Source organism: Streptococcus oralis subsp. dentisani (assembly GCF_002096335.1).
Classification (GTDB): Bacteria; Bacillota; Bacilli; order Lactobacillales; family Streptococcaceae; genus Streptococcus; species Streptococcus oralis_Z.
On record NZ_NCUW01000026.1, the window covers coordinates 32,901 to 51,821 of the forward strand.

General features: G+C 41.1%; 19 protein-coding genes and 1 pseudogene. 1 reads left to right on the plus strand and 19 read right to left on the minus strand.

Features of this window, described 5'->3' with window-relative positions; genetic code table 11:
* Nucleotides 1–15: 15 nt before the first annotated feature.
* The 10 genes and pseudogenes from B7709_RS01725 to B7709_RS01770 all read right to left on the minus strand — a co-directional run bounded on the left by B7709_RS01725 (nucleotide 16) and on the right by B7709_RS01770 (nucleotide 9,656).
* A complete protein-coding gene (locus tag B7709_RS01725; RefSeq protein WP_000175776.1) occupies nucleotides 16–708 on the minus strand; it encodes an alpha/beta hydrolase-fold protein in 693 nt (230 codons plus the stop codon).
* Nucleotides 689–1,699 (minus strand): ABC transporter substrate-binding protein, encoded by a 1,011-nt coding sequence (locus B7709_RS01730; RefSeq protein WP_084971165.1) that lies wholly within the window; start codon nucleotides 1,697–1,699, stop codon nucleotides 689–691. Before B7709_RS01730 ends, B7709_RS01725 begins: the two co-directional genes overlap by 20 nt.
* 19 nt (nucleotides 1,700–1,718) lie before the next feature.
* Nucleotides 1,719–2,474 (minus strand): ABC transporter ATP-binding protein, encoded by a 756-nt coding sequence (locus B7709_RS01735; RefSeq protein WP_000364120.1) that lies wholly within the window; start codon nucleotides 2,472–2,474, stop codon nucleotides 1,719–1,721.
* Nucleotide 2,475: 1 nt separating this feature from the next.
* Nucleotides 2,476–3,522, minus strand: a complete 1,047-nt coding sequence (locus tag B7709_RS01740; protein ID WP_084971167.1) for a FecCD family ABC transporter permease — start codon at nucleotides 3,520–3,522, stop codon at nucleotides 2,476–2,478.
* Nucleotides 3,523–3,753: 231 nt separating this feature from the next.
* Nucleotides 3,754–4,365, minus strand: coding sequence for a CadD family cadmium resistance transporter (locus tag B7709_RS01745; RefSeq protein ID WP_000531720.1), 612 nt, complete (start codon nucleotides 4,363–4,365; stop codon nucleotides 3,754–3,756).
* Between the two features lie 605 nt (nucleotides 4,366–4,970).
* The gene (gene rpsO, locus B7709_RS01750) at nucleotides 4,971–5,240 is read right to left on the minus strand and encodes a 30S ribosomal protein S15 (RefSeq protein WP_001018251.1); all 270 of its coding nucleotides are present in this window, start codon (nucleotides 5,238–5,240) and stop codon (nucleotides 4,971–4,973) included.
* A gap of 144 nt (nucleotides 5,241–5,384) precedes the next feature.
* Nucleotides 5,385–8,090, minus strand: a complete 2,706-nt coding sequence (locus B7709_RS01755) for an ABC transporter permease (protein ID WP_164497052.1) — start codon at nucleotides 8,088–8,090, stop codon at nucleotides 5,385–5,387.
* Complete coding sequence (locus B7709_RS01760) at nucleotides 8,086–8,787, minus strand: ABC transporter ATP-binding protein (protein ID WP_084971171.1); 702 nt, start codon at nucleotides 8,785–8,787, stop codon at nucleotides 8,086–8,088. The genes B7709_RS01755 and B7709_RS01760 overlap by 5 nt, the downstream gene beginning before the upstream one ends.
* Before the next feature lie 121 nt (nucleotides 8,788–8,908).
* Nucleotides 8,909–9,232 (minus strand): annotated as a pseudogene (locus B7709_RS01765) (2,3-bisphosphoglycerate-dependent phosphoglycerate mutase); the annotation flags it as partial.
* A 34-nt stretch (nucleotides 9,233–9,266) separates the two neighbouring features.
* On the minus strand, nucleotides 9,267–9,656 hold the full coding sequence (locus B7709_RS01770) for a nuclear transport factor 2 family protein (protein ID WP_084971173.1): 390 nt from the start codon (nucleotides 9,654–9,656) through the stop codon (nucleotides 9,267–9,269).
* Nucleotides 9,657–9,801: 145 nt separating this feature from the next.
* On the opposite strand from B7709_RS01770, the gene B7709_RS01775 reads away from it, so the two are divergent.
* Complete coding sequence (locus B7709_RS01775) at nucleotides 9,802–10,131, plus strand: winged helix-turn-helix transcriptional regulator (RefSeq protein WP_061417179.1); 330 nt, start codon at nucleotides 9,802–9,804, stop codon at nucleotides 10,129–10,131.
* 96 nt (nucleotides 10,132–10,227) lie between these two features.
* Here the strand turns inward: B7709_RS01775 and B7709_RS01780 are convergent, their stop codons facing one another.
* From B7709_RS01780 to ftsZ, 9 genes are all read right to left on the minus strand, one after another.
* On the minus strand, nucleotides 10,228–10,920 hold the full coding sequence (locus B7709_RS01780) for a phosphoglycerate mutase (RefSeq protein WP_084971175.1): 693 nt from the start codon (nucleotides 10,918–10,920) through the stop codon (nucleotides 10,228–10,230).
* A gap of 134 nt (nucleotides 10,921–11,054) precedes the next feature.
* Entirely contained in the window at nucleotides 11,055–11,423 is a 369-nt protein-coding gene (locus B7709_RS01785; RefSeq protein WP_061417181.1) for a hypothetical protein, read from the minus strand.
* A gap of 102 nt (nucleotides 11,424–11,525) precedes the next feature.
* On the minus strand, nucleotides 11,526–14,318 hold the full coding sequence (gene ileS / locus B7709_RS01790; protein WP_084971178.1) for an isoleucine--tRNA ligase: 2,793 nt from the start codon (nucleotides 14,316–14,318) through the stop codon (nucleotides 11,526–11,528).
* Nucleotides 14,319–14,574: 256 nt separating this feature from the next.
* Complete coding sequence (locus B7709_RS01795; protein ID WP_084971180.1) at nucleotides 14,575–15,381, minus strand: DivIVA domain-containing protein; 807 nt, start codon at nucleotides 15,379–15,381, stop codon at nucleotides 14,575–14,577.
* Nucleotides 15,382–15,389: 8 nt separating this feature from the next.
* Nucleotides 15,390–16,181, minus strand: coding sequence for a YlmH family RNA-binding protein (locus tag B7709_RS01800; protein ID WP_084971182.1), 792 nt, complete (start codon nucleotides 16,179–16,181; stop codon nucleotides 15,390–15,392).
* Nucleotides 16,178–16,438 carry a YggT family protein gene (locus B7709_RS01805; RefSeq protein ID WP_061454380.1) on the minus strand — a complete coding sequence of 87 codons (261 nt, stop codon included), beginning with the start codon at nucleotides 16,436–16,438 and terminating at the stop codon, nucleotides 16,178–16,180. Before B7709_RS01805 ends, B7709_RS01800 begins: the two co-directional genes overlap by 4 nt.
* Nucleotides 16,438–16,971 (minus strand): cell division protein SepF, encoded by a 534-nt coding sequence (locus B7709_RS01810; protein WP_084971184.1) that lies wholly within the window; start codon nucleotides 16,969–16,971, stop codon nucleotides 16,438–16,440. Before B7709_RS01810 ends, B7709_RS01805 begins: the two co-directional genes overlap by 1 nt.
* Nucleotides 16,972–16,980: 9 nt before the next feature.
* A complete protein-coding gene (locus B7709_RS01815; RefSeq protein WP_084971186.1) occupies nucleotides 16,981–17,652 on the minus strand; it encodes a YggS family pyridoxal phosphate-dependent enzyme in 672 nt (223 codons plus the stop codon).
* Nucleotides 17,653–17,655: 3 nt separating this feature from the next.
* Nucleotides 17,656–18,912 carry a cell division protein FtsZ gene (gene ftsZ, locus B7709_RS01820; protein ID WP_084971188.1) on the minus strand — a complete coding sequence of 419 codons (1,257 nt, stop codon included), beginning with the start codon at nucleotides 18,910–18,912 and terminating at the stop codon, nucleotides 17,656–17,658.
* Nucleotides 18,913–18,921 lie beyond the last annotated feature (9 nt).

Here is an 18,921-nt window from a genome sequence, read left to right on the forward strand (position 1 = left end):
CAAGGGATATTTCTTTTATGCAATTTTCCATTTTTGGGCCAACCAGCTGGAAAAGACTAGAAATCGTTCAGCTACTTGCTCATGATGCCCATAGGGATCAAAGACAAACTGACTCGTCGGATAGTGTTTCTGAAGACTGGTATGAATCTGCTCAGCATAGACTGGTGCTTGAGCCAAGCGATTGGTATGATGGGCTCCTTCTGTTTGACCATTCTGTAAATACAGCAAGCAGTCCAGATTTTCCAGCTTTTCTTCCTTACAGAAAGAAACAAAATCAGGATACCAAAAAGAACCGCAGATGGAGAAGACACAGGATACCTTGGCAAAGCTGAAAAGACTGTAGACGGCCGCCAAACCACCTAGTGAGTATCCTCCATAAGCAAGGCGAGCTTCGTCCAGGCGATAAAGCGACTGCAACTTGTCTAAAAGACCTCCAAATAAATGACCATGATAGGCATTTGCCTGACCGCCAAAATCTTGAGCTCCATCTCTCAGAGCAGATGCCTTCCATGGAGTGTAGGCGTCTAGGCGATTTTTAGAGGTTAAGCCTACTAAAATCACAGATTCTGAAAGGGAAGATAGAAAATCCAAGTTTCCATCATTCAAGAGAATCGCTGGATAGGTTTGATTGGGATCATAGGTCGAAGGAAGGCTGACCTTGACTTGGATCCCTTCCCAATCAAACTCATTATTTATTGATAAAGTCATTGATTTTCTCAAGGGAATCAATCACTGCTGGACCATAGTCCATCAACTCATCGTAAGAGATGGTCATGATTTTTTGATTCTTAATAGCAGGAACATTTTCCAAAACTTCATTTGCCTTCATCAACTCTACTGCGTTGGCATCCAATTTTTTATTGCGGTCGCTGGTTACATAGATAATCAACTCAGGATCCATTGACACAAGATTTTCCAAGGTCAAGCCTGATGTTCCCGTTGCAACGTTGGTATAACCAAGTTGATTCAACAAGCTTTCTTGCAAAGCAGACTTGTAAGCACCAAAGGTTTCGTCATTATAAGCAACCATAATCAAAGCCTTTTTCTTTTCACCTTGGCTTGTCGGGTTTGCTTTCTTAACAGCGTCAATTTTAGCTTGTAATTGGGTTGCGTATTCATTGGCCTTGTCCTGAACATTAAAAATCATTCCAAGATTTTTGACATCTTCTACGATATTTCCCAAATCTTGCTGAATCGTTGAGAGAGAAGCTTTTTGCGTATAGACTGGGATTTTGTTTTCATTCCAAGTGCTAACTGTTCCCAAGGATTTTTCTGAAAACATCATGTTTCGACCCATCACCGCATCTGGCTCATAAGAAAGGACTGTCTCTTGAGAGACTGTTTTTTTATCACCGATTTGAGGAATGGTCGCAATCGCGTCCTTGTATTTGTCTGTTACAGCATTGTCAGGGTTGAGCATGCCAGCAATTTTATCCTTCAAGCCTAACTCCAATAAGATTTCAGTTGTTGAAAGATTGTTGGTGATAACTTTTTCAGGTGCCTTGTCAAAGACTTGTTCGACTTCATTTCCCTTAACATCATAGGTTTTGACCGTGAGTGGATAAGTCGTCTCTGTGCTGGCCTTTTGACTTGTTTCTGTGCTAGACTGTGTGGTAGTTTTTTCTGTAGTAGTATTGCCACAAGCTGCCATGGTTAGGGTAGCTACTGTTACGAGTAAAATGCTTAGTGTTTTTTTCATCTTGTTTTCCTTTTCATTCTTATAAATAGTGAATCATAGCTTGCTGATCCTCGGTCCAAGTAACCTGACTTTGAACTCCATATACAGTTTGCAATGACTCTGGGGTGATGGTCTCCTTTGGAGTCCCTTGGTAAAGGATTTCTCCCTCTTTCATCAGATAGAGATAATCCGAATAGCGACAAGCAAGTTGAATATCATGTAGGACAGCTAAAACATTGACCTTGAGATTCTTCACAATGGCCAACAAGTCTAACTGGTACTTGATATCCAGGTGATTGGTTGGTTCGTCCAGGAGCAAGAGAGTCGGTTCTTGCGCCAAGGCGCGGGCTAATAAGACTCGTTGTTTCTCCCCCCCTGACAGAGACGAATAGAGACGAGTTTTCTTCTCAAGCATATCCACCTTGACGAGAGCATCTTGAACGAGGGCATAATCCCTTTCCTTTTCCTTCTGTAAAAAAGAGAGGTGGGGAGTCCTTCCCAGCAAGACGATTTCCTCAACTGTACAATCAAACTGCAATTGATTAAACTGGGTAACAACTGCCATTTGCTTGGCTGTTTCTTTGAGTGACCAATGCTCCAGTGGCTTTCCATCTAGGCTTATCAAGCCTTTGTCTGCCTTTTCCTGACGATAGAGGAGTTTAAGCAGGCTAGTTTTTCCACTTCCATTTGGTCCTAGTATCGTGTGAAATTGATGCCCCTCAACCTTAAGAGAAACTCCTTTGAGGATTTTTTTCTCTCCTAGTCCAAAGTGAACATCCTGACAAATCAAGTCCATATCAGGCCCTCACCTCCCTTCGCCTTCCTCCAACAATGTAGATAAAGAAGGGAGCACCTACTAAGGCTGTGAAAATACCAATCGGCAACTCAGCATTTGGAATGATGACACGAGAGAGTACATCTGCCCAGACGACAAAGAGGGCACCAAGTAAGGTCGCAATGGGAAAAAGCCTCTTGTAATTCGTTCCTACTAACCCTCGAGCTAAGTGAGGAGTAATCAGACCAACAAATCCAATAATCCCACAAGTTGCCACCAAGACTGCTGTCAGCACAGCCACCATGGTCACATAAAGATACCAATAAAAGCGTAAGGGAATCCCCAAAGTTAAAGCAGCCTCATCTCCCATCATCATCGCATTAAAAACACGATACTGGGTAGCGAAAAATAGAAAGGCCAATCCTACTACTATAGTTGGCAGGACTAAGTCAGACCAAGTAGTCCCTGCAAGCGAACCCATGGTCCAAAACTTAATGGTCATCACACTGTCCGCATTAGCGCCAACTGAGATAATAAAGTTGGAAAATGCCAGAAAGAGAGCATTGACCACCGTTCCTGATAAGATCAGACTAGAAGTCGTCATCCTGCCCTGCATAGAGGCAATGATGAGGACAGCGATTGTTGCCAAAATAGCTCCAAGGAAAGCTCCAAGGCTAATCACCAATTTTAAACCAAGAATGATGCTCAAGGTTGCCCCTAGAGTTGCACCCGCAGAAATTCCTAAGACATAGGGCTCTGCGATGGGATTGTTCACTGTAGACTGCATCACGCTACCACACATAGAAAGACCAGCCCCTACTATCAGACCTAACAATACTCGGGGGAATCTCATGTTCCATACAATGGCAAGAGTGGACTTGGAAACCTCTCCTATCTCAAGAGGAAATCCCAATCTGCTCAAAATGATCCGATAGGTATCTCCTAGATCAATCGCTACGGACCCCATAGAAACAGCTAGAAAAAGTGAAATTCCTAAAACACTTAGCAAAATACCCAAAAACAACACAAATTGCAAATCTTGTCGGCTTCCAGAAAATTTGGAAAGCATGAAAACCTCCTTAGACAAAATTAAAAATTTAGAAAATTCTCATGAAAAGTATACCATATTTTCAACAATGGAACAAGATGAGAAAAATAAATATAGTTGGTCTTACAGTGCTAATAATCGTAACCGAAGATTATACTTGGGTATATCGAGGTAAAGTGACAACATAAAAAGCCCTCTAAAATTAGAGAGCTGATTTGAGCCCGGGCTAAAATCCTAGTGAAACAAAAAAATCTACACGATCAGAAAAGTCTCTATCGTGCCATTTTCATACATGATATATAGTCCAAGTAGAATGAATACTATGGGCACAATGATTCGCTCGTATTTTTCAATTGTCTCGAATATTAACGGAATAGAGGATAACATCCGACTAATCTCGCAAAAGATAATTATGCCGATTACAAACACAAGCAACGCCACGAGGGTCTGTGACCAATCTAACGAAGCAAAATAAGGTATATAGATACCTAAATTATCTCCGCCAGACGCAATTGTCAGCAATGTAACTGTCCAAAACAGTTGATTTGCCTTGCTTTGTTCTAATCTTTCAATAATTTCTTCCTCTTCTTCCTCACCTTCTCCAACAATTGCAAAGCGAATCCCTAAATAGATAGGGATTAAACCAAGCAATCCAACCATCCATGCTTCAGGCACGAAATTAACGACATAAGCAGCAACTAAACTCGCCCCTACAAGTAAGCCTGTTCCTAGATATTGCCCCGCATAAATATGCCATTTCTGTTTATTCTGTGATAGCTGTGCAAATAAAATAATTAAAATAATTAAATAATCGATACTGGTGGAAATATAAACACCAATAGCAGATATGATTGTCTGTCCCATAAAAGCCTCCTGTATTAGTCAGTAATAAATCAGCAGATTTTAGGAGAGCACAGACACATTAATTTAGCTATCGCTAGTGGGTAATGTCGAACGTAGGAAAGCATTTTACTCCTCCTCAAAACGTAGTTACAAAGTAATTTCTAACTGGAATTCGGTGACTACTTCCATGTAAAGTATAACATACTATACTTTACTTCGTAAAGTGTGGGCTCTCCGAGGGGGCTTGCAGACAGCTACTCGGCTTGAAAAGCCGAGTAACTGCGCACCTTCATGGTGTCATTAGCTGATACCATTTGAGGTTTTTGTAGTCTCCAAAATTGTGACCGATAAAACCTCAATAAAAAAGCCCTCTGAAGTCCGAGAGCTAATTTGAGATTGAGATAAAATCCATATAAAAAAGCTACCCAATTTAGAGTAGCTTCATTATCAAGATATACTTAATTGAACACGGCTAAGCAAGCGGATAAAAACAAAAAGCCCTCTGAAATTAGAGAGCTTTATTCTTGCTGGATAAAACGTTTATAGACTAGGCGACAAGCTGAAGATTGTACTGATGGTACATCGAGGCGATGGCAACGAAGTATAGAAACGTTTTAGACGCAAGATTAACGACGAAGTCCTAGAGAGTTGATTAACTCACGGTAACGGTTAACGTCATTTTTACGCAAGTATGCAAGCAAGTTACGACGGCGACCGATTTTCTTCATCAATCCACGGTAAGTAGCGTGGTCTTTTTTGTGTTGTTTGATGTGTTCGTTAAGGTGGTTGATTTCCCAAGTAAGGACAGCAACTTGAACCTCTACTGAACCTGTATCACCTTCGTGACGTGCATATTGTGCGATGATTTCATTTTTTTTCTCTTTTGAGATTGCCATGATGTTTCTCCTTTTTATTTGGCTTCATCCGAGTGACAGGTTGGCATGCCTGTAACCAAGAAGAAGTTATTTGTCTTTACGACAGTTCTTATTCTACCAAGAAGCATAGACTTTGTCAACTGATTTACTGTTTAAAACCGTGAATTACTCTACTGATTTCAGGGCTTCGAGCATATCCACTTTTCTTAAGTGGTGATTGACAAAGACGCCCAGTAAAGCCAAAATCACAGTCACTGCTACGATTGGAAGAGCATAGACTTCCCAGCTAACTTGTGGATAAAAAAGTATGGTGGCTGGTGAAATCATTTGAATCAAAAATTGATGTAAATAGTGGCCAGCTACCAAACCGAGAGCAATTCCCACAAGGGACAGCACCATAGGCTCACGGTAGATATAGAGGGTCACTTCTTTATTATGGAAACCGAGAACCTTGATAGTGGAAAGTTCACGGATACGTTCTGCCACATTAATATTGGTGAGATTGTAAAGAATGACAATGGCTAGTAAAACGGAAACAAGGACAAGGATGGCCATGGTTTTATTGAGCGAACTAGCCACGGATTCAAAGAGATGGATGGCCGTTGCATTTTGGACGACCCCAGAAACAGCTGCTTTTTCCATAAAGATAGCAGCTTCTTGCTCCGTATTGGAAGGTGTTAGATCTTTTAATTTTACTAGGTAGGTATTGTCTTGAGGACGGGTACCGTAGACTTGTTCGTATGTCGCTCGGTTGAGATAAACAAAGTGTCCAACATAGTTTTCAGAAATAGCCGCGACCTTGATTTCCTTCCCATCAAGCTCCAGCTCGTCCCCAACCTTAACATTTGCTAGTTGAGCTAGTTTTTGACTCACGACCGCTCCAGCAGTAATCTCCACCTCTTGGCCATTTTCCTCTAATGCGATAAAGGGCTTGAAGTCCTCTCCACTAGTAACCATCATGGTGATGGTTTGAAGTCCTGCTTTTCCTTTAAAATCTTTTTCAATGGATTTAGAATAAATCTTTTGGTAAGCATGGATAGATTCAGCCTGCAAGGCACTTTCCAGATCTGCTTTTTCTTGCTCCGTCGCACTGCTCTTTTCCGCTACAATCATCTGGTATTGCTGGATTTGTTCAAATTGACGCTCAACAACTCCTCCTACAGAAGACTGAATGCCAAGACCTGCAAATAAGAGAGCCACCGAACCTGCAACTCCAAAAATGGTCATCAACATTCGTTGCTTATATCGGAAAATATTTCGCGCCGTAACCTTATGAGTAAAACTCAAACGACTCCAAATAAAGCTCAGGCGCTCCAGCAAAATCTTTGATCCCTTAACGGGAGGTTTGGGAAGCAAGAGTTGGGCTGCTTCATCGTGTAGTTCCCTTCGCGCCACCAGATAAGCTGGCAAGACACTGGATACCCAACTCAAGGCTAGGGCAAGGAGGCTATAAGACCAGTAAAAATACTCCTGGCTTTTCCCAACGACCATTCCTGCTGTTATAACATCCGAAATCACGCCTGCAAGGAGATAATGTCCAAGAAGCATTCCTATAAGGGTTCCCATAGTTCCTGCAAGAAAACCATAGAGGACAAACTTGGCAATTATATCTTGATTCCGGTAACCTAGGGCCTTGAAAATACCGGCATTGGTACGTTCTTCATCCACAAAGCGAGTCATCGTTGTAAAGGTCACCATTGCAGCGACCATATAAAGCACAACGGGGAAGATATTCCCGACAGAACGAATGCTTGCTGAAGCATTACTGTACATGAGATAGCCTTGACCACCTGGCATAGTTTGGCGGTTGTATACATGGTATTTCGGCTCTGCCAGTTCATCAAGCTCTTTCTGACGCTGTTCAAGCTTCTCTTTTTCCTTGGCTAGATTACTCTCTGTCTGAGCCAGTTTTTCTTTTTGAGTCGCCAGTTCTTCCTTTGCTTTTATCAGCTGTCCCTCGATTTGACTCTTTTGCGGTTCTGGTAAAGCGGTCGCTTGTTCTTCTTGGGTTTTCAAGCGACTTTCAGCCCGCTCTAACTGACTCTTGCCATTTTGAAGGTTGCTTTCAGCAGTTTGGAGCTGTTCTGTCCCCTCTTCCAAACTCTTTTGCCCATTTGCTTTGATACCTGCCAATCTTTTTTGACCATTATCTGCTAGCAAATCTTGCAACTCTTCCTGATGTTGGGCTCGTTTGGTCTTATAGTCTAATGAAAAAGTATCCAGATTTTTTAAATCGTCATAGCGCACACGCGCAATACTATAAACATCTGAGTCAAACTGACTGGGTAAAATTACTCCATAGCCAGTCAGGTTGCCATTTCCACTACTAGCCCCTCCCAAGTCTTCTTGAGAAAGCATCTCACCCGACTGAACAAATCCAGTAATTGTAAAAGTTTGGGATTTTACGATGGACTTTTCTTCTTTCTTAGTAAAGGTAATGATCTGCCCAATCTGATAGCGGTCTTTCCAGAAGTCGGCTAGGGCAATTTCCTCATCAGCTTCTGGCAGTCGCCCTTCTGTCACTTGAAAGGTTGAAATGCTCTCTGGTTTGGAATAAAGTCGAACTGCTTCCTCACCATTTTCAATGGTTAGGTCTGCCATATAGCCAAACTCAACACTTGCTCCTTGAAGGGTCTTTAGTTCGTCCTGATCTTCTTTGTCCAAGCCATAATCAGCTATTACGGCCATATCCAGGGTATTGGCTTTACGGAGATAATCCCCTGCCGTGCGTTCCATGTTTGGGCTAGTCACTTTGAGTCCTACTAGGGCTAAAGAACCCAGCATCATCAAGGTCAAGATAGAAACAAAGCGTCCCTTTGAAGTCGTCACTGACTGAAATAGGTCTTTCCGATATGTTTTTTTCATGCTAATACTCCAATATATCGATATCCTGCGGATGCTCATTAATCGTCACACTCTTAACCGTGGCATCACGCATATGAATCACGCGATCTGCAATAGGGGCTAGCGCGCCATTGTGGGTCACGATAATCACCGTCGTTCCTTTTTGACGAGACATGTCTTGGAGAATTTTCAAGACTTGCTTCCCTGTCTGGTAATCCAAGGCACCTGTCGGTTCATCACAAAGGAGAATTTTAGGATTCTTAGCTACAGCGCGTGCAATGGAGACTCGCTGTTGCTCCCCTCCAGAAAGCTGGGCTGGAAAGTTATTGAGGCGATGAGCCAAACCTACATCAGTCAAGACCTGCTCAGGTTCTAAGGCACCTGTCACGATTTCTGAGGCCAGTTCCACATTTTCCTTGGCTGTCAGATTGGAGACTAGATTGTAAAACTGAAAAACAAAGCCCACATCATCTCGACGATAGTTTGTTCGTTGGTGGGAACTATAGTTAGAGATATTCGCACCATCGATCCAAATCTCCCCCTCATCATTGGTATCCATACCTCCTAGGAGATTGAGAATGGTTGATTTTCCAGCACCTGAAGCACCAAGGATAATGACCAACTCCCCCTTTTCAATTTCAAAATTCACATCACGATTAGCCACAATCTCCGTATCTCCAACCTGGTAACGCTTGTAGCTGTGTTTCATTTCAATATAAGCCATCGTCTTTCTCTCTTTCTTACAATTAAGTGATTCTTTACTATCATTATAACGCTTTTTCAACTAGTTGGAAACTAGAAGCAAAAACAAAAAAGCCTAGTAATCCTAGGCTTCTGTTTATTGATTATTTTCCAAGGTAGTATTCAGAAACTACGTTCAATTTTTCATCGAATTCGAATACCAATGGTGGGAAGTTAGGGATTTCCACGTCCATAATTTCGTCGTCTGACAAGCGTTTGATGTGTTTTACAAGGGCACGGATTGAGTTACCGTGAGCTCCTACGAATACGTTTTTACCATCTTTAAGTGCTGGAGCGATTTTGTCTTCCCAGAATGGAAGGGCACGTTCCAAAGTCACTTTCAAGTTTTCAGCATCTGGGATAACTGAGTCGTCAAGTGAAGCGTAACGACGGTCAGTGTGAGCTGAGTGCTCATCATCACGATCCATAAATCAAATTTCAGATTCTAGATTAATTTACTGTCTAACCCCAGAAAGCATCTTCTACTGCTTGATCTGATGAAAAGAGCCAAACTTCCTTGATTTTTCCTTCTTCCATGCGGAAAAGATCAATACCGTTCATGTTGAGTTCCTCGCCGTCTGGGCGAGTTCCGACAAAGGTCACATTGGCTGCTACAAGGTCAATATTTTCAGACACCCAGTTAGTCAATACTTTGAAGGTACCGTTTGTTTTTTCTGAAAATTGAGCCAAGTGTGCTCCAAGTGCTTCTTTTCCAACAACTGTACCGGAATTACTATGCTGACCTGGCTGGTGCCAGATGATATCATCTGCCATAGTCTCAAAAACAGCTGGAAAATCACCTGTTATAAGACCATTGTTATATGCATTAAAAATTTCTAAATTTACTGACATGAGTTACTCCTCGTTTCTTTTATTTATGATATAATTTTATCACTTACTAAAAAAAAGACAAGTAGGCACTTTATTGTTATCTAGTATCAAATACGATACTATTATTGTCAAATAAGAGAATAATTTTAAAAAATTTGGAGGAATTATGGTAACCAAAGTCAGTGAATACGGAATTTGTCCTTTTGCCACGACACAGCGTGTACTAACAGGCAAATGGGCTCTAGTCATCATCTATCAACTCAGTACGGGAACTAAGCGGTTTAATGAACTACAACGGCTGATTCCTGGCATTACCCAAACCATTCTAACACGACACCTCAGACAGCTCGAAAAGGATAAAATCGTGGAGCGTAAAGTCTATGCTGAAGTTCCCCCACGGGTCGAATACAGTCTAACTGAAATGGGTAGAAAATTTCAAGGTGTCCTAGATGCCATTGAAAGTTGGGGACTGGAGTATATCGAAATTCTAAACTAATTATCTCCTCGGTTCATCTCACCTTACAAAGTGAGACGAACCAAGAATCACTTCTCAAAAAAAGGCGGAATAAATCCCGCCTTTTATCTTTTATAATTATTTTCCAAGGTAGTATTCAGCAACTACGTTCAATTTTTCATCAAATTCGAATACCAATGGTGGGAAGTTAGGGATTTCCACGTCCATGATTTCGTCATCTGACAATCGTTTGATGTGTTTTACGAGGGCACGGATTGAGTTACCGTGAGCTCCTACGAATACGTTTTTACCATCTTTAAGTGCTGGAGCGATTTTGTCTTCCCAGAATGGAAGGGCACGTTCCAAAGTCACTTTCAAGTTTTCAGCATCTGGAATGACTGAGTCGTCAAGTGAAGCGTAACGACGGTCAGTATGAGCTGAGTATTCATCATCACGAGGCATTGCAGGAGGCAATACATCGTATGAACGACGCCAGATGTGAACTTGCTCATCACCAAATTGTTCAGCAGCTTCAGCTTTGTTTTTACCAGTCAAACCACCGTAGTGACGTTCGTTCAAGCGCCATGATTTTTCAACTGGAACCCACAATTGGTCAGCAGCTTCAAGAGCCAAATTTGTTGTTTTGATCGCACGTTTCAATACTGAAGTGTAAGCTTGGTCAAATTCGATACCAGCTTCTTTGATCAATTTACCAGCGTCAATCGCTTGTTGTGTACCTTTTTCAGACAAATCAACATCAGCCCAACCAGTGAAAAGGTTAGCTTTGTTCCATTCAGACTCACCGTGGCGAGCAAAAACCAATTTTACCATTAGATGGATTCTCCTTTAATTTTTCGAGGTTGCCCTCGTTTATCTATTCTATTTTACACAATTTTTCACAAAAAAGCTAGTTAAAATCAACGAAAAAGAGAAGGGCTCTCTGACTCTTCCTCCTAAAATATCTCTTATCCTTCAATTTTGAACTGTTTCAAACTTGACAGGTACAAAGCTCCTCCGATGACAAGGACGATTCCACCAATCCATCCAAGCAAAGGAATCAAGCCAACTACAGATCCAACAATAAATAGAATGGATGGCGCTAATGAAATACGATTATCGTCCTTATAATAGACAAGCGAGAGGATTCCAAGAATAAGGGTTGCAATTTTCACTAAAGAAAACACAATGAAAATAACGCCTAATACAAATCCTACAACATCTTCATCTCGAGAAATAGTTATAAGAACAAGCATAAAAATAGGTGATAAAGCTAAAAAAGCTCCTGCAATAACACCAATAAAGCCATCTACTTGCGCTAGTGTTTTTGTCTTCATAAATATCTCCTTTTATGTTAATAAGGTATATTATACCATATTTTTACCAAAGTTTTTTATTTTTTAAAAAAATACAGGAGAACCTCCTGTATTTTTGGTAAATTATTTCGCTTCAAATCCTTCGGCAACTGCATCCGCAAAGTTTTCTTCTACGATGCTTGCACAGTGGTCACAGATAACTGCGTGGTAACTGCGTTCTGCCGTTGTTGGATCGATACGACGGCAACGGTCACATACTTCACCTGCTGCACGTTCAACTGTAAAGGCAACATCCTCAAAGCTAACTGCACTCTCTGGAGCTGCACCTTCTGCGATGGTTAATTCTGACACGATCAAAAGTTGGGCTACATTGCTGTTTACTGCTTCGAGCAGAGTTTTCACCACTTCATTTGGATAAACTGTCAAGTGTGCTTCAAGTGATTTACCGATTACTTTTGCATTACGAGCTTCTTCTAAGGCTTTTTGAGCTTGTCCACGGAAGTCCATGAAGGCAGCCCATGTATCCAAGATTTCTTCTTGGTTCGTAAAAGTTTCCGCTTCTGGTAATTCTGACAATTGAACGAAGTCTTCAGCTTCAAACTCAAGATATGACCAGATTTCTTCCGCTGTGTGAGGAAGGATTGGTGTCAAGAGTTTCGTGATTTTCACAAGGATGTCATAAAAAACAGTCTGCATTTGACGACGTTCCAGTGATTTAGCACCCTCGATATAGACAACATCTTTGGCAAAATCAAGGTAGAAGGCTGACAAGTCAACGTTGATAAAGTTCACCAATGCCTTGTAGATTGTCAAGAATTCAAAGTTAGCATAAGCGTCACGAATCGTCTTAACAAGCTGGTTAAAGCGAATAGTCATGTACTTATCAACAGAACGAAGTTCTTCGTAAGCGACTGCATCCTCAGCTGGGTTAAAGTCAGATGTGTTAGCAATCAAGAAACGAAGAGTGTTACGGATCTTACGGTAAGTTTCAGAGACTTGGCTCAAGATGTCCATAGAGATACGCACGTCGTTGCTTGAGTCTACACTGGTTACCCAGAGACGCAAGATTTCCGCACCAAATTGTTTTTCAACATCGCTTGGCGCAATCGTATTTCCAAGAGATTTAGACATCTTCTCACCTTTACCGTCAAGGGCAAAACCTTGTGACAAGATTTGTTTGTAAGGAGCCACGCCATGGTTGGCAACAGATGTGATAAGAGATGAGTTGAACCAACCACGGTACTGGTCAGAACCTTCCAGATAGAGGTCAGCTGGATATTTGAGTTCTGGACGGTTTACTACAACTCCATTCCATGAAGAACCGGAGTCGAACCATACGTCCATGATATCTGTTTCTTTCTTGAATTCGCCATTTGGTGAACCTGGATGGGTAAATCCTTCTGGCAAGAGGTCTTTAGCATTACGTTCCCACCATACAATAGAACCGTGCTCTTCAAAGAGTTGAGCCACATGCTCGATAGTTTCAGCTGTCATAATTGGTGTTCCGTCTTCAGCGTAGAAGATAGGAAGAGGAACTCCCCAAGCACGTTGACGAGAGATAACCCAGTCACCACGGTCACGGATCATGTTGTAAAGACGCACTTTACCCCATTCTGAATGGAACTTCACTTTTTCAATTTCATCCAAGATTTCTTGGCGGAATTTTGATACAGAAGCAAACCATTGTGGCACTGCACGCCAGATGATTGGTTTCTTGGTACGCCAGTCAAATGGATATGAGTGAGAGATTTCTTCTTGAGCAAGGAGAAGATTACCAAGTTTTTCGATAACAGTTGGAACTACCTTGTCATAGAATTGACCCGCAAAATCAGGACCAGCATTTTCCATCATGATCCCGCGTTCATCAACCGTTACAGCAACTTCAAGACCGTTGGCAACACCGACATTGTAGTCGTCCTCACCAAAACCAGGGGCTGTATGGACGATACCAGTACCTGAGTCAGTCGTAACGTGGTCACCAAGGATTACCAGCTCATCTATAGCTGTATCCCACGGGTGCTTTGTCACAATGTGGTTCAATTCTTGTCCACGGTAAGTCGCCAAGACTTGAACATCAGCCCAGCCAAATTTCTCAGACAAACTAGTCAACAATTCTGCAGCAACTACAAACTTACGAGCTTCACCAGCAGGTTGTACCAATACATAATCAATATCCGCTCCAACTGTCAAACCACGAGAAGCAGTGATGGTGAATGGAGTTGTTGTCCAAACAACGATGTAGGTATCTGTATCTAGCACACCTTTTCCGTCTTTGACGCGGTTAGCATAGTAAAGGGAAGTTGAAAGTAAGTCATGATATTCAATTTCCGCTTCTGCAAGGGCTGACTCAGATGACCATGACCAGTAAACTGGCTTGGCACCACGGTAGATATAGCCTTTCTTAGCCATTTCACCAAAGACACGGATTTGAGCCGCTTCATAGTCTGGAGTCAAGGTCACATAAGGATTTTCCCAGTCACCAGAAACACCTAAACGTTTAAAGTCTTCCCGTTGCTTATCTACTTGAGAAAGAGCATAGTCACGGCAAAGTTTCAAGTACTCAACCAAGTCCATTTCTTTGCGTTTGACACCTTGTTTCGCCAAAACTTGTTCGATTGGCAGACCATGTGTATCCCAACCTGGAATATAAGGCGCATAAAAACCTGACATAGACTTAGAACGAACAATAATATCTTTGGAAATCTTGTTCATGGCATGTCCAACATGGATATTTCCATTTGCATATGGAGGTCCATCATGCAAGGTGAAATGTGGTTTCCCTTGGTTCAATTCTTGACGACGTTGGTAAAGTTTTGCTTCGTCCCACTCTTTTTGCCATAGTGGCTCTTTAGTAGGAAGTCCAGCACGCATAGGAAAGTCTGTTTTTCCTAGATTGAGAGTTTCTTTAAGTTTCATTGTTACTCCTTTAATTTAAATTGACAAAATAAAAACCACGACTCGCTAAAAAGGACGAAAATCGTGGTACCACCTTTGTTCGAAAAAAGACCTAGTCTCTTTTCCTCTTTTCCCGTAACGTGGGAAACGTCAAATCTTACTTTCTTCAGATTTGATACAGAGAGAGGATAATCTAACCACTAGGGATTGCAGGACTCACACCATCTCCCGCTCGCTGAAAATATAGTTGGTTCGATCTTGTTCTCACATTTTAAACTTATAAAATCGAAATAGATTCTTTTTTTGATTTTTTTTCTTTAGAATTTGACTTGGCTTCAACAATTGCCTCTATAGAGTCTTCTATAGAAGATGTGCTAACATCCACATCTTCTTTTTGTTCTTCCTCTAATCCAGCTAATTCTTTACTGCTCGCTTCAATACGTGCCTGCAATTCCGCCATTTCCTCAGGAGAAAATTGACGTGTCACATCAATTGGGTCTTCTTCAGGTTGAGAAGGAAGCTTTTCGCCTAAAACTTCGCTCACAACTTCTTTGAAAGCTTCATCACTTGTTTGAAGGTAAGTTGCCGTAGGCTTCAAAATATCTTCCCAATCCGGTGATTCAACAATTGCCAACTGACTTTCAATTGTTGATTTGAGACGTTGATGGAAGACACGACTCTTGTTTTTCAATTCTTCTGTCTCTACAGCTACTTTTTTAGCATTATCTGCTGCTTGGCGTAAAATTTCATTAGCTCTATACTTAGCCTCATCTAAAAGACGCTCTGCATCTTGTTCAGCTTGTTTAATAATATTATTTGAACGTTCCTGAGCTGCCTGTTTTACCCTTTCAGCTGTATCTTGAGCAATCAAAACAGATTGACTCAAAGAATTTTTCATCTCATCAAAGTAAGATAAGCGTTCTTCTAAACTTTTAATCTGTCTTTCCTTATCATGATTGCTACGAACTAACTCCTCATAATCACGTACAACAATATCAAGGAATTCATTAACTTCTTCTGGATCTAAACCTCTAAATTTTGTACCAAAGGTTTTATCTTTAATTTCTAACGATGTAATTGGCATACTTTTCCTCACTTACTTAATAATAATTGAATGCTTAATTTTATCTTGTCTTTTTTTGTCTGTCCATTGTCTTTGACAATTTTTAGACGACCAAACTTTCTCACACTGATCAAATCCCCAACTGCAACCTGGTAGTCACTTTTTTCAACCAGATGATAGTTTACCTGGACAGATTTTTTTTCTATAAGCTGACTAGCTTGCTTTCTAGATAATTTCAAAGCACTTGATAAGAGGGCATCCAGTCGAAAGCTTGAAATCAGAATCTCTTGTTCTTTATAATTGATTTCAGAATTTATTCTATCGATGAGAGGACTCTCCTCCAGCGATACAGGAAGTCTGCCAATCTTTTTTATCCCATCCTGAAAAAGGGGAATAAAGTCACGATTGACAAAAATCTGTGCTCTCTTTTCATCTACCAAGATATCACCAAAAAGTTTACGATCAATTCCCAGTCTATTGATAATTGTTCCCAAAATTTTTGCGTGAGACAACTGTTCAAACTTACTCGGATAAGAAATAGTCAATAAGGCTATCTCAAAATCTGCTATCTCAGGTTTAAAATAGTCTGGATACAAGAGGACACGAACATATTCTGTTTGGACAAATTGTCCACTACTCATACAATTTAAACTATATGTTCCAGTCAAAACGTGAAGTATCCACTCCTGATGCGGATTAATAAAGGGAGTGAGAAAAGGAGCATAAGTATCTTCCACTCTCTTGATCCACTCCAACCCCTTATCAATAAAGGGAATATCGTCCTGTGAAAAATGCTGATAAAAAACTCGGTCTTCTGTCATAGAAAAAATACTAACCGTGTTAGGATAGTTCCTATAAATTGAATCAGAACAAGAGCCACCCATACAGTAAAATCGAGGCCACCAAATTGTAAATTTAATTTACGAAGTGGCTCAATAACTGGACGAACAAGGCTAATGATTAAACGACCTAAGGAACTATCGTAGGCATTGGGAAACCAAGAAAGTAAAGCAAAAGCTAGTAGAATGAAGGAATAGATATTCACAGCATTCTGGATTAAGCGGATTAAAAAAATCATTATCTTGCTCTATTTCGCTTGATATCAAAACCAAATTCAGTATTTTGAGAATCATCTGGTAATTTAATATCTTCGATATTTACGACGACATTGACAGGTGTCAACAAATACATCGTACTCGCAACCTTTTTCATATTACCAGCTAAAACGTGACGGGCACCGTCAAGGTAGTCTAAGCAACGACGTGCTTGAACTTCTGTCATATACTGAAAATCAATCAAAATGCTTTCGTTTCCAGTCAATAAGTCTACAATGACTGTTGCATCCTCATACTTTCTAGGATAACGAACATCAATGATTACTTTTCCGTCTTTACGGTGATTTTGCATGGCTAGTTCCTTTTGGCGTTCATGCAAGCGAGTGATATTGGCATCTTTTGATGTGCTTGCTTGGGGTTGTACTGGCAATTCCTTGGAAGTTGAAATTGGTGAAGCAACTACTTCCTCTTGTTGAGATTCATAGTAAGGTGTTGTTTCTTCTCCATCTTCTGTAAAATAATCTATAAATTTATCAAATTTATCTTTTAAAGACATGAGTCTCTCCTATTTAAAAAAAGCTGTACCAATTCGAACAAAAGTCGAGCCGAACTGAATCGCCTCTTCATAATCGCGACTCATTCCCATACTCAACTCTGTCATAGGCATGTTGGGGATTTGTTTTTCTCTAATTTCTGCTTGCAGTTCTTGCGTTTTTTTGAAAATCGTTCTTAATTCATCAGTATCTGCCTCGAAAGGAGCCATTGTCATTAGACCAACATATTCAATTTGATCTAACTGAGCTAAGTCAGCCAACTGCTCCAGCAAGGCTTCTTTGGAAAAACCGTGTTTGGATTCCTCACCAGAAATATTGACCTGTAGGAAACATTTGATAACATGATCCGTTCTTTTTTGAATTTCCTGAGCAAGCTTTAGAGAATCTAGAGCATGGAAATAGTCAACAAAAGAGATGACATCCTTCACCTTACGTCTCTGGAGCGTTCCGATCAAATGCCAGATAACAGGTCGATCTTTCAGAGCCTGATATTTTTCTAAAAATTTATCAACACGATTTTCACCAATATGATGAACACCAAGCGGAAGCAATGCTTCCGCCGTTTCTACATCTACATATTTTGTTACAGCAATCACTGAAACTGAATCCAAATCACGATTTGCTTTTTGACTAGCCTCCGCAATCTGCTGAAAAATTAATTCCGTATTGTTTTTTAAATTCATTTTTTAACGATTTTTGAAAAATGGAGGTGTATCCAACTCATCTTCGTCTTGAGAAACAGGTGCTTCAAATCGTTCTACAGGAGATACAACTGAATCACTTTGACGAACAATCGATTCACGACGCAAGTCCCAATCACCAAAAGCAGAAGATTGACTTGTTTCAAAGCGTCGTTGGCTTTGCTTTGGTAATTCTGCTGTATCTTCTAGGTCAAAGTGACGATCAAATGTGTGTGAATGCGGAGCTCTAGAAGCTTCTCTACGAGCTGCTTGCTTAACTGGAGAACCAACAACTTTTTCTACACGTTCTTGGCGAACACCTGTTGCTACAACAGTAACACGGATTTCATCTTTCATGTTTTCATCGATTGATGTCCCAAGCCAGATGTTCACTCCCTGACCAGCTGCTTGGTTGACGATTTCTGAAGCTTCTTCTGCTTCGATCAATGTCAAGTCAAGACCACCCGTAACGTTAACGATGACATCTTCAGCACCGTCAATGGTTGTTTCAAGAAGTGGTGAGTAAATCGCTTTACGAGCCGCCTCAACGACACGCTCTTCTCCACTTCCAATACCAATACCCATAAGGGCATTTCCTTTGTTTGCCATGACAGTTTTTACGTCAGCAAAGTCAAGGTTGATCAACCCCGGGTTAGTGATCAAGTCTGTAATTCCTTGAACACCTTGGCGAAGAACGTTATCTGCTTCACTAAGTGCTTCAAGAAGTGGTGTTTTCTTGTCAACAATCTCTAGCAAGTTGTTGTTTGAGATAATCAATAGAGTATCAACATGCTCGCGAAGTTCGTTGATTCCTTCTACAGCGTACTGACCACGTTTGCTTCCTTCAAATCCGAAAGGACGTGTCACAACACCTACTGTAAGAGCACCAAGATCTTTAGCGATACGTGCAATCACTGGGGCAGCACCTGTTCCAGATCCTCCACCCATACCAGCAGTGATGAAAACCATATCTGCACCGCTGATTGCTTCAGTCAAAGCTTCTTCGCTTTCTTCTGCAGCCTTACGTCCAACTTCTGGACGACCTCCAGCACCCAAACCACGAGTCAATTTTGGACCAAGTTGGATAACTGTTTCTGCTTTCGTACTGCTAAGGGCTTGTACATCCGTGTTGGCTGCGATGAATTCAACACCTGCAACACCTTCGTCGATCATACGGTTAATGGCGTTACCACCACCTCCACCGACACCAATTACTTTAATGACTGCACCTTGAGCAGCTGCTGTATCAAATGAAAATGTCATAATTTCTTT

What these genes read in the sequence shown, in the direction of transcription:
- B7709_RS01735 (WP_000364120.1), bottom strand. Translation starts at nt 2,474, where the DNA reads ATGGACTTGATTTGTCAGGATGTTCACTTTGGACTAGGAGAGAAAAAA.
- B7709_RS01785 (WP_061417181.1), bottom strand. Translation starts at nt 11,423, where the DNA reads ATGAAGACAAAAACACTAGCGCAAGTAGATGGCTTTATTGGTGTTATT.
- B7709_RS01745 (WP_000531720.1), bottom strand. Translation starts at nt 4,365, where the DNA reads ATGGGACAGACAATCATATCTGCTATTGGTGTTTATATTTCCACCAGT.
- B7709_RS01775 (WP_061417179.1), top strand. Translation starts at nt 9,802, where the DNA reads ATGGTAACCAAAGTCAGTGAATACGGAATTTGTCCTTTTGCCACGACA.
- B7709_RS01760 (WP_084971171.1), bottom strand. Translation starts at nt 8,787, where the DNA reads ATGGCTTATATTGAAATGAAACACAGCTACAAGCGTTACCAGGTTGGA.
- B7709_RS01780 (WP_084971175.1), bottom strand. Translation starts at nt 10,920, where the DNA reads ATGGTAAAATTGGTTTTTGCTCGCCACGGTGAGTCTGAATGGAACAAA.
- B7709_RS01805 (WP_061454380.1), bottom strand. Translation starts at nt 16,438, where the DNA reads ATGATTTTTTTAATCCGCTTAATCCAGAATGCTGTGAATATCTATTCC.
- B7709_RS01795 (WP_084971180.1), bottom strand. Translation starts at nt 15,381, where the DNA reads ATGCCAATTACATCGTTAGAAATTAAAGATAAAACCTTTGGTACAAAA.
- B7709_RS01730 (WP_084971165.1), bottom strand. Translation starts at nt 1,699, where the DNA reads ATGAAAAAAACACTAAGCATTTTACTCGTAACAGTAGCTACCCTAACC.
- B7709_RS01800 (WP_084971182.1), bottom strand. Translation starts at nt 16,181, where the DNA reads ATGACAGAAGACCGAGTTTTTTATCAGCATTTTTCACAGGACGATATT.
- B7709_RS01725 (WP_000175776.1), bottom strand. Translation starts at nt 708, where the DNA reads ATGACTTTATCAATAAATAATGAGTTTGATTGGGAAGGGATCCAAGTC.
- B7709_RS01740 (WP_084971167.1), bottom strand. Translation starts at nt 3,522, where the DNA reads ATGCTTTCCAAATTTTCTGGAAGCCGACAAGATTTGCAATTTGTGTTG.
- B7709_RS01815 (WP_084971186.1), bottom strand. Translation starts at nt 17,652, where the DNA reads ATGAATTTAAAAAACAATACGGAATTAATTTTTCAGCAGATTGCGGAG.
- rpsO (WP_001018251.1), bottom strand. Translation starts at nt 5,240, where the DNA reads ATGGCAATCTCAAAAGAGAAAAAAAATGAAATCATCGCACAATATGCA.
- ileS (WP_084971178.1), bottom strand. Translation starts at nt 14,318, where the DNA reads ATGAAACTTAAAGAAACTCTCAATCTAGGAAAAACAGACTTTCCTATG.
- B7709_RS01810 (WP_084971184.1), bottom strand. Translation starts at nt 16,971, where the DNA reads ATGTCTTTAAAAGATAAATTTGATAAATTTATAGATTATTTTACAGAA.
- ftsZ (WP_084971188.1), bottom strand. Translation starts at nt 18,912, where the DNA reads ATGACATTTTCATTTGATACAGCAGCTGCTCAAGGTGCAGTCATTAAA.
- B7709_RS01770 (WP_084971173.1), bottom strand. Translation starts at nt 9,656, where the DNA reads ATGTCAGTAAATTTAGAAATTTTTAATGCATATAACAATGGTCTTATA.